At 50.2% G+C, this 15,607-nt stretch carries 14 protein-coding genes; 7 read left to right on the forward strand and 7 right to left on the reverse strand.

All coding sequences use genetic code 11. The features are described 5' to 3' along the window. The first annotated feature begins 17 nt into the window (after window positions 1-17). The 3 genes from BM185_RS13790 (at window position 18) to BM185_RS13800 (ending at window position 4,570) form a co-directional block, all read left to right on the forward strand. A complete protein-coding gene (locus BM185_RS13790; protein WP_091964954.1) occupies window positions 18-830 on the forward strand; it encodes a DUF481 domain-containing protein in 813 nt (270 codons plus the stop codon). A gap of 43 nt (window positions 831-873) precedes the next feature. Next, window positions 874-2,760: an MFS transporter gene (locus tag BM185_RS13795; protein ID WP_091964957.1), complete on the forward strand. Its 1,887-nt coding sequence runs from the start codon at window positions 874-876 to the stop codon at window positions 2,758-2,760. Between the two features lie 76 nt (window positions 2,761-2,836). After that, window positions 2,837-4,570, forward strand: coding sequence for a PilZ domain-containing protein (locus BM185_RS13800; RefSeq protein WP_091964959.1), 1,734 nt, complete (start codon window positions 2,837-2,839; stop codon window positions 4,568-4,570). On the opposite strand, the gene BM185_RS13805 is transcribed toward BM185_RS13800, so the two are convergent. Then, on the reverse strand, window positions 4,562-5,419 hold the full coding sequence (locus tag BM185_RS13805) for a hypothetical protein (protein ID WP_143089524.1): 858 nt from the start codon (window positions 5,417-5,419) through the stop codon (window positions 4,562-4,564). The two genes, BM185_RS13800 and BM185_RS13805, sit on opposite strands and share 9 nt — an antisense overlap. A gap of 174 nt (window positions 5,420-5,593) precedes the next feature. On the opposite strand from BM185_RS13805, the gene BM185_RS13810 reads away from it, so the two are divergent. Continuing rightward, window positions 5,594-6,184, forward strand: coding sequence for a heme oxygenase-like domain-containing protein (locus BM185_RS13810; RefSeq protein ID WP_091964963.1), 591 nt, complete (start codon window positions 5,594-5,596; stop codon window positions 6,182-6,184). A 10-nt stretch (window positions 6,185-6,194) separates the two neighbouring features. Here BM185_RS13810 and BM185_RS13815 read toward each other — a convergent pair whose 3' ends face one another. The 4 genes from BM185_RS13815 to BM185_RS13830 form a co-directional block, all read right to left on the reverse strand. Beyond that, the gene (locus BM185_RS13815) at window positions 6,195-7,829 is read right to left on the reverse strand and encodes a sensor domain-containing protein (RefSeq protein WP_091964965.1); all 1,635 of its coding nucleotides are present in this window, start codon (window positions 7,827-7,829) and stop codon (window positions 6,195-6,197) included. A 73-nt stretch (window positions 7,830-7,902) separates the two neighbouring features. Further along, complete coding sequence (locus tag BM185_RS13820) at window positions 7,903-8,577, reverse strand: gamma-glutamyl-gamma-aminobutyrate hydrolase family protein (protein WP_091964967.1); 675 nt, start codon at window positions 8,575-8,577, stop codon at window positions 7,903-7,905. Beyond that, a complete protein-coding gene (locus BM185_RS13825) occupies window positions 8,562-9,560 on the reverse strand; it encodes an amidoligase family protein (RefSeq protein ID WP_091964969.1) in 999 nt (332 codons plus the stop codon). Before BM185_RS13825 ends, BM185_RS13820 begins: the two co-directional genes overlap by 16 nt. A gap of 32 nt (window positions 9,561-9,592) precedes the next feature. Then, window positions 9,593-10,474, reverse strand: a complete 882-nt coding sequence (locus tag BM185_RS13830) for a ZIP family metal transporter (RefSeq protein WP_245751774.1) — start codon at window positions 10,472-10,474, stop codon at window positions 9,593-9,595. Between the two features lie 97 nt (window positions 10,475-10,571). Between BM185_RS13830 and BM185_RS13835 the strand changes: the two genes are divergently transcribed. Beyond that, complete coding sequence (locus BM185_RS13835) at window positions 10,572-11,612, forward strand: AI-2E family transporter (RefSeq protein WP_091964973.1); 1,041 nt, start codon at window positions 10,572-10,574, stop codon at window positions 11,610-11,612. 52 nt (window positions 11,613-11,664) lie between these two features. On the opposite strand, the gene BM185_RS13840 is transcribed toward BM185_RS13835, so the two are convergent. Next, a complete protein-coding gene (locus BM185_RS13840; RefSeq protein WP_091964975.1) occupies window positions 11,665-11,928 on the reverse strand; it encodes a hypothetical protein in 264 nt (87 codons plus the stop codon). Window positions 11,929-12,156: 228 nt separating this feature from the next. Here BM185_RS13840 and BM185_RS13845 point away from each other — a divergent pair, with 228 nt between their 5' ends. Further along, complete coding sequence (locus BM185_RS13845) at window positions 12,157-13,872, forward strand: putative bifunctional diguanylate cyclase/phosphodiesterase (protein WP_177203575.1); 1,716 nt, start codon at window positions 12,157-12,159, stop codon at window positions 13,870-13,872. Next, the gene (locus BM185_RS13850) at window positions 13,863-15,134 is read left to right on the forward strand and encodes a sensor domain-containing diguanylate cyclase (protein WP_091964979.1); all 1,272 of its coding nucleotides are present in this window, start codon (window positions 13,863-13,865) and stop codon (window positions 15,132-15,134) included. The genes BM185_RS13845 and BM185_RS13850 overlap by 10 nt, the downstream gene beginning before the upstream one ends. On the opposite strand, the gene BM185_RS13855 is transcribed toward BM185_RS13850, so the two are convergent. Continuing rightward, complete coding sequence (locus tag BM185_RS13855) at window positions 15,128-15,592, reverse strand: gamma-glutamylcyclotransferase family protein (RefSeq protein ID WP_091964981.1); 465 nt, start codon at window positions 15,590-15,592, stop codon at window positions 15,128-15,130. The genes BM185_RS13850 and BM185_RS13855 overlap by 7 nt on opposite strands. Window positions 15,593-15,607 lie beyond the last annotated feature (15 nt).

Here is a 15,607-nt window from a genome sequence, read left to right on the forward strand (position 1 = left end):
ATAAAGGGAAGCTGAAAATGGCAAAGTTAACGGGCAAGCAAGTTGGTTACACCTTGGTCTGTCTGCTGGCTATTAATGGATTGCCAGCTCAGGTGCTCGCCGTTGAAGCTCCTCCAAGTTTGGAAGCAGTGATGGAGGCAGGCAGTACAGGTCTGAACTTGGATTCTGAAGAAAACATTATCCGCTGGCGCAGTGAAGCCCAGGTGGGCTTTCTAGATAGCCGTGGCAAAACTGAATCGCGTACCCTCAATGGACGCTTGCGTGTTCAGGCAGAAACAATCGATTGGCGTAATGATACGCGAGCTAACTTCCTGCATACGCAAACTGATGATGCCACGACCCAGGAGTCCTTGGCACTGAGTCATCAGACGGATTATCAGTGGACTCACCAATTCTATTCTTTGGCTTTTGCAGGTTACAGTTTTGACCGCTTTAAAACCTTTCGGCATGAATATGATGTGGTTGGGGGCCTCGGTTATCGTATTTTCCGTGATGCTGATCGTGAGTGGGATTTGGAGGTAGGTGCGGGTATCAAGTATACCGAGCGTAACCCTGAACCTCAGGAAAAAGATTGGAGTCCCTTAGGCCGCTTGGCCAGTAAATTTCGCCAGGAACTCAGTGATGACTTGGAGTTCCAGCAGGAAATTTCCTTCAACCGCTCGCAGGAAGTCGAGAATCTGAATATCATGAACAGCTTTGCAGTTAAAGCTAATGAGCATCTGGCGGTGAGTCTTAGCTATGAATGGCGAAGGACAGAAGACCTGGATGCATCAGAGGCTGTTTATGATCACATTACCACCCTTAACCTGATTTACCGCTGGCATCCCTGATTCCAGAAGCTAAGGGATTAACGACAAGGAGCTGCGACGGATAATGCTAGGGCCTAGACTGTTATTTAAAAAGCGCTTTGGGCCCTTTTTTTGGACTCAAGCGCTGGGTGCCTTCAACGACAATGTGTTCCGCTTTGCGTTGATGTTCACCCTGACTTTTACCGCTGCCGATCAGCTGGCGCTGGATATCAATATTCTGATGAACCTGGCGGCTGGCCTTTTTATCCTGCCCTTTTTCCTGTTTTCAGGTATTGCTGGCCAGTTGGCGGACAAGTATGAAAAGTCCCTGGTCGTTCGCCGTATCAAATTGTTAGAGCTCTTGATCATGCTGGTAGCTCTGGCTGCCTTTGCCTTCCAATTGTGGGGCATCTTGTTGGCTCTGGTCTTTGCCATGGGCGTGCAGTCGGCTCTCTTTGGCCCAGTGAAGTATGCACTTCTGCCCCAACACCTTAAGCAGGACGAGCTGGTTACCGGTAATGCTTTTGTTGGCATGGGTACTTTTGTTGCCATCCTTTGTGGCACCCTGCTGGGTGGTTTGCTGGCGGGCTGGGCCAGTGAGCAACCCTGGATCATTGGTCTAGCCGTGGTTAGTTTTGCCATTCTGGGTGTCATTGCGAGCTTGAAAGTACCTCTAGCCGCGGCAGGTGACCCGGAACTAAAAATCAACTGGAATATTTACTCCCAAACACGCAAAGTGTTGGGCGAAGCGGTGAGTAAGCGCAGTGTCTTTCTGGCAATACTTGCTATCAGTTGGTTCTGGTTTATGGGATCCGGCTATTTAACGCAATTCCCTAATTTTACACGCAGTGTTTTGGGAAGCGATGAGGGCGTAGGAACCCTGTTGCTGACCCTCTTTTCCTTGGGCGTCGGTGCGGGTGCTCTGCTCTGTGGCTACTGGTCGCGCGGTAAGATAGAGCTGGGCATGGTGCCGCTGGGCGCCTTGGGAATGGCTGTTTTTTCCTTTGATCTTTACAGCCAGGCTGCTGCTTTTCCTGCTCTGATGGAAGGAGAAAATCTGCGTTCCTTGAGCCAGTTTCTGGCTTTGGGAGGAGTCCGTTTAGCGATCGACCTGACCTTGGCTGGGGTTAGTGGTGGGCTTTTTATCGTGCCTCTATACAGCCTGGTGCAAAGACGCAGCCCAGTTGAAGTGCGGGCCCAAGTCATTGCTGCCTTGAATGTGCTCAACTCTTTAGCCATGGTCTTGAGTGCGCTGGCAGGTATTTTGGTACTGGGTGTACTGGGTATCAGCCTGCCGGTGTTCTTTTTCTTATATGGTTTGACCGCTCTGGTTGTGGCCTTTCTGGCAGTGAAGCTGGCCCGTGATCCGCTGCTACGCTTTTTGATTTATCTGCTTTCCCATACTCTCTATCGAGTTAAGCATAGAGGGTTGGAAAATATTCCTGAAACCGGCCCGGCGTTGGTGGTGGCAAACCACGTCAGCTATGTCGATGCTCTACTGCTGGCTGGAGCCTGTCATCGCCCTTTGCGCTTCGTGATTGATAAGGATATTCATGATCTGCCAGTCTTAAAACGTTTTCTTCAGTTGGCTGGCACTGTGCCTTTGACTTCAGAAAAAATTGATCGCCAGAATCTTCAGGAAGCCTTCGCACGGATCGGTGAAACCCTGCAAAAAGGCGAATTGGTTTTCATTTTTCCTGAAGGGCGCCTGACCCGTGATGGTGAACTTCAGACCTTCAAAAAGGGTGTTGAACGAATTTTGGCACAACATCCTGTGCCGGTTATTCCTATGGCATTAAGGGGGCTTTGGGGTTCTTGGTTTTCACGGGAAAAAGGCTCTGCGTTCAAAAAAGTGCCTCGCCGTTTTTGGTCGCGGGTGGAAGTGGTTGCAGGTCCCGCCTTGCAACCTGAAGAGGCAACGGCTGAGCGCCTGCAAGAACAGGTGGCTGCTTTGCGAGGTGATTGGCGCTGAGACAGAACAGGCTAGCTGGCCTTCCAGGTGGTATATTTAAGTCAGGCACTGAACGATAAAAACAAGGGGTAAAACCATGCCTGGAAGTCGAAAAATTTCTGATCAGCTCACCGGTATTCAGGCACGTCGGGCTTTGGACGAAGCCCGCTTGGCAGGTGGTTTGAAAATCCAGCCCCAGGAAAAAGAAGGCGAGCCAGCGGCAGAACCTACCTTAATCAGTCATCTGAGGGTTAATCGTGAAGAGGCGAGGCTTGAGGTAAGAGTGCAGGGCAGTGAAGAGCAAATGACTTTTCTGGCACGCTGGAAGCTGTTTGTTCTCTTCATTAAATACCGTAATCAGCATCATGAAAGTAACCCCTTGGAAGTCATCAAGCTGTTGCCTGAAAAAGAGGCGATGACGCTTCATCTCCAGCTACCCAAGTATTTTAGCAAGGTTTTTTACCGTGAGTTTTTCAGGGTTTACCTGGATGCACGCTTGACCATTTTGTTTCGCTGGCAGGGTGCGGGTATGACCTTGAGCGGTCGTTTGTTGGACCTTTCGGCTGGAGGCTGTCAGGTGGCCATGCCTTTCCAGCTGGCTTTGAACCTGGTGCGGCCATTGCCCGAGTGGATGCAGATTACGCTGGAATTTCCCAATGAAGAAATACTTCGTCTGGAAGCTGAGCTGAGTTATCTCAAACCTGATGAGACCTTTACCCAGGCACTGGTGGGCTGGCATTTTATGCCAGCCGACAGTGAACAGGAAAGAAAGCTCTTCCATTACACCCTGGAAGCGGAAAGAGAGCTGGCCCGGTTAAAGCATCCGGGGAGAAGTAATTTGCATGCTTCCCGGCTTTTTCGCCCAGCGCCCAAAAAAGAAGTTAAACCAGCAGGCAAGCGCCTGCATCCAGCCTTTGCACTGGTTCCAAAAAGCTATGCCAGTCAACTGCAAGAAATTGCCGATCAATTGGCCGGTCAGGTGCTCCTCCTTGCCGCGCGAAAGCCGCTGGATTCCGCTCATATGGGTAAACTGGCTAGGCAGTTTATTCACTTGCTTGAAGAAGACACCAGTGCCTGTTTATTGGCCCTGGAACAGCCTCACCGTAATATTCACCGGGTTTTCTTGCATACTTTTCGGGTTGCCGCCCGCTGCTTTCCGCTAATTTTTAAAGTTGGGATTACCCGGCGTTATGAGCTTCCAGCCATGGTATCCCTGCTTTTACATGATCTGGGGAAGCTCTTTTTGGGTCATCAGCCCTGCTTCAACCCTTTGAAGGAGCCTCAGCCAGTTTTGCGTCAGCTGAAAATCAATCAAATTCAACTGCTGCGTTCAGCTTCAGAATTGCGTTGGATTCCCAAAGATCTGGGCGAATCGCTAATGGTTAATGCCAATGAACGCCTGGATGGTAGTGGCTACCCGCGTGGCCTGACGGCAACCCGGCTGGATGCCTTGTCGCGACTGATGGGCGTGGTGAAAGTGCTGGATTGCCTGGTCCATGGCTATAATGACCCGGTTAGAAGTTGGCAGGAAGCTTATCAATGGGTTTACAAGCATGACCACTGGTTTGATAAAAATTCGCTGAATACCTTTGTAACCCATCATGGCCTTAGGCCAGTGGGCAGTTACCTGCATTATAAAACCGGTAAAACGGCGCTGGTTAGTCGGGTGTCCGACCGAGGCCAGTTGGAAGAAGTGGTGTTGATCAATAAGCAGGATGCCGAGGGTCGCATACTAGATGGCAGACTCTTGAGCGGTGGTGAGCTGCAAGCCTTGGGCAGCCCGGTCAATGAAAAAGCCAGGCTGGAGTTTAACCCCCTGAAATCATCTTAGCTGTTTAAGTAGGCGCTGCTGAAAGGATTCGACATCCTCTTGATCTCTAGCAGTTAGGGCGGGCAGTTTGCGGAAGTGAGCCAAAGCATAAAGGATTTGCCAATCGCCCTGTGTTTCCAAGACAGGAGAATCCGTGAATTGGTTAAAGGCCAGGCCTAGCTCGTGAAGACCTGTGATTTCTTCCTGAAACAGGGTTTCCAACTCTTCGGCATCACGCGCCCAAATCAATAGCGGTAAGAGAAAGTGATCGTCTTTTTGTTCGAGGGTCAAGTCCAGACTGGCTAGCTTATTAAACAGTTCCTGCTCTGATGACGGCAAGCCTTCAGGACGTGTTATTTGAGGCTGTTGAACTTTGGCTTTGGTTTCCGGCACTCGACCGGATACACCTCCGCCCTGGCCGGATGGGCCTTGACGACGGTCATAGTATTCAATGTCGATATGTTCTGGTGGGCGGCGCATGCTGGCTATAAAAGCCGCTTCAAATAAGAGTTCCAATTGCTCTTGATCCAGGGCTAAGCGCTCACCTCCCAGACTGACGGCTATTTCCAACAGCTGAAAAGCGCCTTCCTGACGCACCGGCCCTATTTCTTCGCGGATTTCCTGGCGATCCAGTCTTCCTCCTGTGCGCTTGTCCCAGAAGGCAACACCTAGATGTTCAGGTGGGATCCGCATATTGGCAGTAATGCCACCCGTCAGCAGCTCCATGATGAGATCATCATCCAGCTGGCCCTGGCTTTGCATCAGTATTGCGGCCATATCCAGTGCGGTGGGTGGTGGCTCGCTGGCGGTTGCGGGGGAACTTAAAGCCAAGCCTGTTGCCAAAACCACTGAAAAAATAATAGGTTGCATAATTTTCATCCTTGCTTTCACCTGCCTAGAGTAAGGCTTTTGTGGTGGTTAGGGAAGGGTTCACTCATTTGTCATCAGTTTTTGGCAAGCTTACGATGGATTGAATGCAAGCTTTGTACAATTCCTGTATAGTGATTACTTAGAAAACATAACAAGACTACAAGGAGCAGAGGTATGCAGCTGGTTTATTTGCCTAAACTACGTCAGGCAACGCGGGTAGAAAGACAGAATTTTGAGCAGCTACCGGTTCTTTTTGCTGACCAGCAGGATGAAGAAACCCGGCAGTATCGCCAAGAGCTTTTGGCCGCCATGTTCCACCTCCTGCATGACTTGGAAAAGCAGCTGTTGCCCTATTTTACCAAATTAACACCTGAAGAATTCAACTGGATGTCTTGGCTGGTTTCCCCGAGCCTGGCTGAAGCCCTGGTTGCTGATAACTACCCTCTGCCCAGAAAACCAGAGCCTGAGCCTGGTCTGCTTAAATTGGATAGCCTGCCAGAAGCTCTGGGGTGTGCTTGGGCGCTGTTGAATATCAGTCAGATTACCTTGCAGCTCTTACCCGAAGGGAAAAGTGGTAATCTGGGTTTGAACACTGAATTGTTGCAACAATTTGAGAATCTGGCACAGATTTATTGCACCTCGCCTGCAGATGTTCAAGCAGCGCAGCAGGCTGCCAAGCAGTCTTTGCAGTTGATGTTTGAAAAGCTCGCACCCTGGGTTCAGCCCGCAGCAAATCAGCTCCTTAATTCAAGAGCTTCAGCCTGAGAGTTTCAGGTTAAGTTTTTTGGATTTCCAGGGGGCTGAAAAGCTGGTAGCAGTTGCGACCGGCTTTTTTGGCCTGATACATGGCATGATCCGCATGGCGAATGAGCCCGTCCACATCTGACTGGTCTTCAGGAAAAAGAGTAACCCCAATGCTGGCACTGATCTGCAGTAACTTGTCTTCAATAATGATAGGTTCAGCTGCAGCTTTGAGAAGCCGTTCAATTACAGCTATGTAGTCACCAGGTTGGTTGAGATCATTAAGAATCAGAATAAACTCATCACCACCCAGGCGAGCCAGGGTATCGCTTTCTCTTAACGCTTTACTCATTCGCTGTGTTAGGGTGATCAAAAGCTGGTCACCTATAGCGTGACTGTAGGTGTCATTGATGTTTTTAAAGCCATCCAAGTCCAAAAAGGCCACGGCCAGAGTTTGTTGGCGGCGTAAACACTGAACCCTGGCTTGCTGAAGTCGATCTGCGAGCAGAACCCGGTTAGGTAACTGGGTTAGGGCATCATAATGAGCCATAATTTCCAGTTGCTTTTGGTGCTCTTTGATGACGGTAATGTCTGAGAAGAGAGAAACATAGTTTCGGGGTTCCCCCTGGTCATCTTTAACCAGACTGATATTACAGATACAGGGGTAAACCTCGCCTGATTTCCTACGATTCCAAATTTCTCCCTGCCAGCACTCATTATTACGCAAGGCTTCCCAAAGGTCGCGGTAGAAGGCGCGTTTGTGGACACCGGATTTTAGCAAACTGGGATTCTTGCCAAGGACTTCATCACGAGTAAAACCGGTTATTTCCGTAAAGCCCTGATTAACTTCAACTATACGTCCGGCGACATCCGTAATCATAATGGCTTCCCGTGCTTGTTGGAAAACCCGCGAGCCAAGCAATAGCGTTCTTTCGGCCCTTTGTTTTTCGATCATCAATCCTGCAAAGCGGGCTTCATCCTTAATAAGTTCAAGATCTTTTTCACTGGGCTGTTTGGAAGCCTTGCAATAAACACTGAGGACACCAAGGGGCTGATTCTGTGAAGACAGGATAGGTTCAGACCAGCAATGCCCTCCCTGCTGGTGATATTGCTGATAGAAGCCTCTAAGGGAAGCGCTGGCTTCTGAGTGACTTGCTTCTTCGTTACCCAGTAGTGTCACCGTGCATTTGATATGTTCGTGGAGCTTTTCGAGGTTGTGGGTGAGCTGTTGGAGGAGTTTGTCTAGGGGCTCATTTGCCATAAAGGCCTGCAGGAGTTGCCGGCGGTTCTGTTCATGAAGCTCGGTTCTTTTTTGCTGCGTTATATCCAGACAATAGCCAATAAATCCTTTGAAGCTGCCGTCGGGGTCATACCAGGGGCAGGCATCATCCTGAACCCAGCGGTAGGCACCATCATTGCGACGTAGGCGATAAAGAATGCTGAATTTCTGCCGGGCATCGAAGCAGCTATTGAAGGTTTCCAGGCAGGCTGCCAGGTCGTCAGGGTGAACGCCTTCCGTCCAGCCATCACCATACTCCTGCTCTTGGCGGCGGCCGGTAAATTTCAACCAAGCTTGATTAAAATAAAAGCATCCCTTGTCCAGGCCGGCAACCCAGATCAGCATATTGCCTTTATCGACAAGGTCTTGAAAGAAATCGGCTTCTTGCATGCTTCCATATCTCCTGCACGGGCTAAAGAAGCAACCAGTAGTTAAGTATAGAAGCTGCCCACCAATTTACTAGCTAGTTAAGCTTGTTTGCGGTGGCTGCAATCAGAGCCTTGAAGAGTTGGCGTTGTTTTTTCAGGAAAAGCAGAAATTCCGGGTGCCACTGAACACCAATTAGAAAGCCATATTCAGGGTCTTCAATGGCCTGCACGATGCCATCTAGGTCAGTACCGCTGACTTTAAAGCCTGCTCCAGTTTCGTTAATAGCTTGGTTATGAAGACTATTGATTCGAGCTGTCTGGCTACCCATAAACTCAGCCAGCCAGGTTTTCGGGTGAACACATAGGGTTTTCAAAGGGAGGATCGTCCAGCGATGTGAGGTTTTTTCGCGCTGACCATGTAGCTCCTGATAAAGCGTACCACCTCGATAGACATTCATCAGTTGAGCGCCTCTGCAAATGCCCAAAATAGGAAGGCCCTTGGTTAATGCCAGGTCAATAACAGCCATTTCCAGCTTGTCTCTGGCCGCGTCATAGCGGGGCTCCACTTCAGGCTGGGCCGCGTAAAGCACTGGGTCTATATCGTGCCCGCCGGTTACCACTACACCATCAAAGCGATTGTCTGCTGGTTTTTGGCTGGGGCGTAGTTGCAGGGGTTGGCCGCCATAAAGGCGAACCGCCAAAGCGACCAGAAAACGGGGGCCGAAAGCACCCTTTTCCGGGCCGGTGATGGCAATTATCGGTTTAGCCATTGACTCTCTACTTCTTGGAACCAGGTGTTCATCAAACGATCTAGAGGCTTTCGTAAATAGCTGCTATAGGCTTGGCAACAGGCATTTAAACGCTCCTTGTCCGCTGCCAGTCGCTCCACTTCCACCCAGTCGTTCCAGGAGGTATGTAGGCCCCAATGCGGATCATGAATTTCACTGCTGGGCAGGCGGTAGTGGAAGGTTGGTCTGGCTTTAATCAGCGGGTCCTGCGTGACTCGAGCGACCTGCTTTTCATTGAGGTGCTTGAACAGGGGCAGACAATCAAGAGCCCGGTTGCGGGTCGGGTTTTCAAGCAGATAGTCATCGATTAGCTGCTGTTGATCAGGCCAGTAACTAGGATCGACTACTTTTTTGACATAGCTGGTCGGGAAGGGGTTGATGTAACTGGTGATCTGACGAGAAATATCAATTTCTGCCCGTTTGTGCAGCCAATCATAAAGGCATAAAAAGGCTTTTAAGGTGGCCGTTAAGGTCGCTGTTTCGGCATCAGGGATTTCTGGGTTCAGTTGCATACCAAAAGCATTGACCAGGCTGTCTGAAGAGCCTTTGGCCCCCGCTGCGCGAAGTCGGTCAATAATGGCTTCCACTTCGGGCAGGCGGTGCAGCTCGAGAGGCGGGCTGACCAGTTCAAAAGGCACCAGGTTTTCTGCAAACCAGGCCAGAGCCTCTTCGGCGGAATTGCCGAGATCACCACTAAAAGTATGCGTAGGCCGTTTTTCCCGCCCCATTTGCTTGAGCAGGTGAAAGTCCAGCTCGACAATCCAGTTTTTGCCTTGAAGGTCGGTAATCTGGCGCTCATAACGGCCTTTGGAAACAACCTGACCTTCCAGTTGTTCGGCCGTCTCTTGAGTGATCTGCTCCAAGGTGAGTCCTGTCATTTCAATTTCCACCCCTACGCGCCGGGTGTCGCCCTGCTCGTTGTAAAGCCAGGGTGGTGCCAACAAGGATGCGGATAGTTTTTCCATGAAGATGAACTCACTCGGTTGGTGTATTGGTTTTAATCCAGCAGGATGTCAATCCCCAGCATTACTGTGAAGCCTAGCAGGACGCCAGCAGTCGCCTTACTTTTATTATCCTCACGGTGGGATTCGGGAATAATTTCATGGCTGATAACAAACAGCATGGCACCGGCTGCAAAGGCTAGAACCAGCGGCAGCATCAGGTCAACCATGCTAACCAGGATCGCGCCTATTAGGCCTCCCAAAGGCTGTACCAGTCCGGTCAACAGGGTGACACCGAAGGCAGTGGCCTTGCTATAACCCAAAGAAAGCAGTGCTATGGCAACGACCAAACCTTCGGGCATATTTTGTAGCCCTATGCCTATCGCCAGGGCAACACCCGCCGCCAGGTTATCGCCGCCAAAGCCAGCCCCTACAGCCAGGCCTTCAGGCAGGTTATGCAGGGCAATGGCAAAAATAAACAGCCAGACACGTTTGATTTTATGGGCTCGGGCCGGACTGTCCTGACCACTGATAAAGTGCTCATGGGGAATTTTGTTATGCAGCAAATAGAGGAGCCCTCCTCCCAAGCCGATACCTGTAGCCAGCATTAAAAGGGTAATGCCGGCATGGTTATAGAGACTTTCGGCCTGGTCCATGGCAGGCAAAATGAGCTCAAAAGCGGTGGCTGCCAGCATGACACCCGCACCAAAGCCCATCAAACTGTCTTCCAGAGTTTTACTGAGTTTGCGAATAAAAAATATAGGTAGGGCACCGACGGCTGTGAACAAGCCAGCAACCAGGCTAGCCAAGACGCCTAGCTGAATGGTGGAGAGCCCACTTAAAGAAGCTTCCAGGGTTGGCCAGATCAGATAGCTGGCCAGCAAAAAAAGCAGTAGCAGTGGGCAGGCTGTTAACAGGTAGCGGTGCCGGTAAAGCAAAGCAGATATCTTCATGTATAGTGTGAGGTAGAGATAATTTATTAATTGAAGAAATCAGCATAAAAGAAATTGCTCAAGTTTACCAAGGCTGTTCAAAATGCAAGAAAAGCACTCCACTAGTTTGCAGGTCCTCTTGGGTCTTGGCATTCTCTATACCCTCTATTTGGCGCATGCCATTATTCTGCCGATTGTTCTTGCCTTTATGGTCAGCCTCTTGCTGTCGCCTTTGGTTATCAAAGCTTGGAAACGCTGGCGACTTCCCAAGCCGGTCAGTGCACTCACCCTATTGTTTATTCTGGTGCTGGCCATGGGTGGCTTGGTAACCAGTATTGCTGCTCCAGCGCTTGAGTGGGCAGAAAAAGCCCCGCAGAGTATTTCCAGAGTGTTGGTGGGTGAAAATGAGTTGCGCAGCCAACTGGACAAGTTGACGGAGTCTGCCCGGCAGTTGGAAGAATCCATGGAAGAGTTCTCTGATGAACAGGCCCAAACAGTTATTCTGCAAACTGAGTCCTGGCGTAATCAGCTGGCTAGAAATGCCCAAAAAACCCTAGTGGGCCTGGCTCTCGCCCTGGCTTTGACCTATTTTTTCCTGGTCAGTGGTGACCGTTTGATTTTTAACTGGGTTCGGCAAACACCCCGCAAAAGCAGGCGTACCCTATTGAATATTGTCCGGGCCAGTCAGCAACAAATGGCCCGCTACCTGGGGGTGATCACCCTAACCAATTTTAGTATTGGTCTGACGATGGGCTTGGTTTGTTGGGCATTGGGTCTACCAACACCTGCACTTTGGGGTGTGGTTGCTGGCTTGGCGCGCTTTATTCCCTACTTGGGAGTGATGTCAGCAGCAGCTTTGTTGGCCGTTGTTTCTGCGACTCACTTCGGCGCCCTGGGCTGGATGTTGATTGCTCCCCTTACCTATATAGCGCTGACCGGATTTGTTGGTGCGGTTATTGAACCCTATATTCATGGCTTTCGGATGGCCGTTAATCCGATTGTCATTTTTCTATCCATCTTCTTTTGGGGTTGGCTTTGGGGGCCGGTGGGCTTTTTTCTGGCGGTACCCTTGATGACGGTGATTCAGGTGGTGCTGTCTCAGATTCCCCAGCTAAAGCCGGTGCATCGGATTATTTCACGCTAAAAAAAGCCCAGGTCTTAAGACCTGGGCGGGCTGTTCACTAGTCAGTCTTTACTTAGCTTATTAAAAAGCCCAGTTGAATAAGTGCTGGCGCTATACCCATCACCAACCCACCTAAAAAGAGCAGGCCGGTAAAGGCCAGATTAAACTCTTCATGAACCTGATCTTCTGCATAGTGCGGATCCAGCTCAACTGAACAACTGTCAGGCTGAGATTCCGCAGCCATAGGAGAAGTGACAACCTTGACCTGATCATCACATTGCGACGCTTGGGAATCAGGCGCTTGTCCGGCAGGTCTGTCTTGATATTCAATTTTCATGATTGACCTCCTGACGCTTGGTTTCAGAAGTGAATAATAGAATCTAATGATTCCTTAACTTGCAAGCTAGTTAAAGAAGGACAAGAAAAACTTATTTGATCAGTGTTGTTCTGTAAATCAATGTAACCATAAGATCGGGTTTGCTTATAGACGGGCCTAATGCTAATCTTGTACACAAGCTATACAAAATTGCTGCTTTCTCAGCCCTTTTACCCGAGCGGTTACTTCATGCATACAATCAATGCGCCTCAACTGGTAGAGAAAATCCTGGCTAACACCCTGGAATCCATCATGATTACTGATCAAAAAGGGCGCATTCTGAAAGTGAATGCCGCCTTTACTGAGATCACCGGCTACCAGGAAACGGAAGCGCTTGGAAAAACACCTGCCCTGCTTAGGTCTGAGCGCCACCCGGTTAGCTTTTATGAATCCATCTGGACAGAAATCGAGCGAGAGGGTAGTTGGTCGGGTGAGGTTTGGAATCGTCGTAAGACAGGAGAGATCTATCTGCAGTGGCTGTCCATTAATGCCTTGGAAAATACGACTGGCGAAACAACTCACTATGTGGCGATTTCACACGATCTAAGCGAGCTTCGAGCCAGAGAAGCCGAAGTTGAATTTCTGGCCTTTAATGATCCCCTGACTCGGTTGGGCAATCGTAAACTCTTAATGAGTCGCCTGGATCAAGCCTTGGCAAGCTGCCGTGACCAGGGTGAGGTTTTGGGGTTGATGATTATTGATGTTGGTCGCTTGAGACCAATTAACGATCACTTTGGTCTGACTTCAGGAGATGAGGTGATCAGACTGCAGGCTGAGCGCTTGAATCAGGTGGTTGAAGCTTCTGATACGCTGGTGCGTTTGCAGGCTGATACCTTTGCACTTTTACGGCATCGTCAGGCTGATGCCGCGGCCATGTCACGTTTGGCAACGACTATCTTGGATAGACTCAGTGAAGGGCTGACGCTGGATGATAAATCACTATTGATGCGCCCCAGTGTGGGTATGGCCTTCTTTCCCCAGGATGCTCTGCATAAAGAAGGTTTGATGCAGGCGGCAGAGCATGCGCATTTGCAGGCAAAAAATGCCGGTCGTCAGACCTACTGCTTTTTTGATCATCGTCAACATTATCAGCAGCAGAGAAAGCAGCTGATCGAACAGGACCTGAGCCAAGTGTTGGGTGTGCAGCAGGAACCCGGGTTACAACTTTACTTTCAACCCAAGGTTTGTTTGGCCAGTGGCCGCATCTGTGGAGCAGAAGCTTTATTACGCTGGCAGCATCCAACTTTGGGCTGGGTTTCACCAGGTGAGTTCATACCCATAGCAGAACAAAGCCATCTTTGTGTGCGCCTGGACCGATGGGTGCTGAGTAGAGTTGTTGAGCACTTGGCTAGCTGGAAGGCCAGGGGGCTGGGTCTCTATCAGCTAGCGGTTAACCTTTCGGCTCACCAGTTGGATCAGGAAGACTTTGCTGAATGGCTGGATACCCGGGTTCAATCAGCAGGACTCAAGGCTTCCAACCTGCAGCTGGAAATTACCGAAGGCGCGATGATACGTAATGGCGATGCCGCAGTCGCCCTGCTTAAGGACTTGCAGCAACGGGGGTATTCCATCTCCTTGGATGACTTTGGTACAGGTTATTCCAGCCTTTCCTATCTGGATAGCCTGCCTTTGAATGAGTTAAAGATAGATAGAAGTTTCTTACCCCGTTTGCGTCAGGACCAGCGTTCTATCAAGCTGCTGCGTTCCATTGCCCAACTGGCGCAGGGCCTGGGTCTGGAAGTGGTAGTTGAAGGTGTCGAAGATGATCACCAGGTGGCCCTGTTGAACCAGTTTGGCCATATTAAAGTGCAGGGCTATTATTTTTACCGTCCTCTGCCTGAAGAGGCCTTCAAAAAACTATTGCCTGGCGCGAAGGCCAAGGAGGAACTTCCCCTATGCCACTAAAGAAAGCCGCTCCTTTTTTGCCCATTGCACTTGATCAGGCCAGTAATCCGGTTCTGGTTACTGATGCGCGCCTGGAAGAGCCAGGACCCAGAATTCTTTACATCAATCAGGCCTTCACCCGGATGACGGGTTACCAGTGGCAGGATCTGGAAGGGAAGACGCCACGTATTCTTCAAGGTCGCCGTACTGACCGTCAGGAGTTGGCGCGTTTGAGTGAGACCTTGAAGCAGGGCAGGGAATTTAAAGGCTCAAATGTCAATTATCGTAAGGATGGCAGCCCCTATTTGGTGGAATGGAATATTAGCCCGGTTAAGGATGAGATCGGTCAAATTACCCATTTTATCTCTATACAAAGGGACATCAGTCAAAGACGCGAGGAAGAGCATTTCAGTCGTACCCTGCTGAAAAATATTGGCGAAGGCGTGTTTGGGGTAGATGCTGAGGGGCGTTTTACCTTTATTAACCCGGCTGGTTTAAAGCTTTTGGGCTACAGCCATGAAGAGGAGCTCCTGGGTCAGAACAGCCATCAACTGATTCACCACTCTTATCCGGACGGTCGTTCCTATCCGACAGAAGCCTGCCCCATTCATCAAGCCATCAATAGCGGATTGAGTGCTGATCAGTGGCATGAAGACTGGTTTTGGCGTCAGGACGCCAGCGGTTTTCCAGTTGAAATCTACGCGACCCCCTTATGGCAGGAACTGGGTCAGGTGTTTGGTGGTGTGGTCACTTTCCGGGATATCTCTGAGCGCAAACGCTTGGAAGGTGAGCTGCAGCAATTGGCCTACCATGACCAACTGACCCAACTTTATAATCGCCATGCCTTCTATGAGCTGCTGGAGCAGGAAGCGGCAAGAGCCCAACGCTATCAAACACGTTTTTCTCTGGTCATGTTTGACCTGGATTACTTCAAGAAAATCAATGATAACTATGGCCATCATTTGGGTGACCAGGTGCTGATCAAGGTGGCTGAGCTGGCAACCGAGCGGATGCGCATTAATGATGCCGTGTGTCGTTGGGGTGGTGAAGAGTTTATGGTTCTGTTGCCGGAAACCAGCTTGAGCCGGGCAGCCAAGCTGGCCGAAGCCTTTCGTAAAAAACTGGAGGCGGCCTGTTTTCCAGAGGTGGGTCGGGTCACAGCCAGCTTGGGGGTGGTTGAATACTGTCCGGATGAAAGCCTGGATCAATTGACACTGAGGGCGGATACGGCTCTCTATGAGGCCAAGGAAGCAGGGCGCAATCAAGTCATGGTGGGTTACTGATTAGTATCTCCTCCCAGCCCCAGTAGGTGGTACACCCAGGCTTCTTGGCCATTGTCCAGTTGGTGCAACCTGCGCTCATAGCGGATGCCAATTCTTTCATAGCGGTCCAGTCTGTTCAGCTCTGCTGGGGTGGCTTCAAAGACAATACCTTCGACATAAGTGTCCAGGTCGGCCTCGACCAAATTGAGGGCTTCCCGTTCAAAGCCAGCCAAGCGAGCAGGTTCACCGGCAGAAATCCGCCGTGTGACCACCATTCTGACCCAGGGGCTTTTTAAGGTGCCATAAGCAAAGACTTTTTGGGTTTCGGTGACTTCCTCCAGATAGAAGTCAGCTGGAGGTTGAAAAAGCCAGGGGCTTTGCCAGATTAGCCACCAGTAGCTGGCCAGTAGCAGCGGCAAAATAGCAAATAATGAAATGAGGGTTTGTGTACGTGAAAGGCGATATTTTCCTTTTCTCAAGTAACCTCCTTGCAC

The sequence above is a fragment of the Marinospirillum celere genome (genome assembly GCF_900112235.1).
GTDB classification, from domain to species: domain Bacteria; phylum Pseudomonadota; class Gammaproteobacteria; order Pseudomonadales; family Halomonadaceae; genus Marinospirillum; species Marinospirillum celere.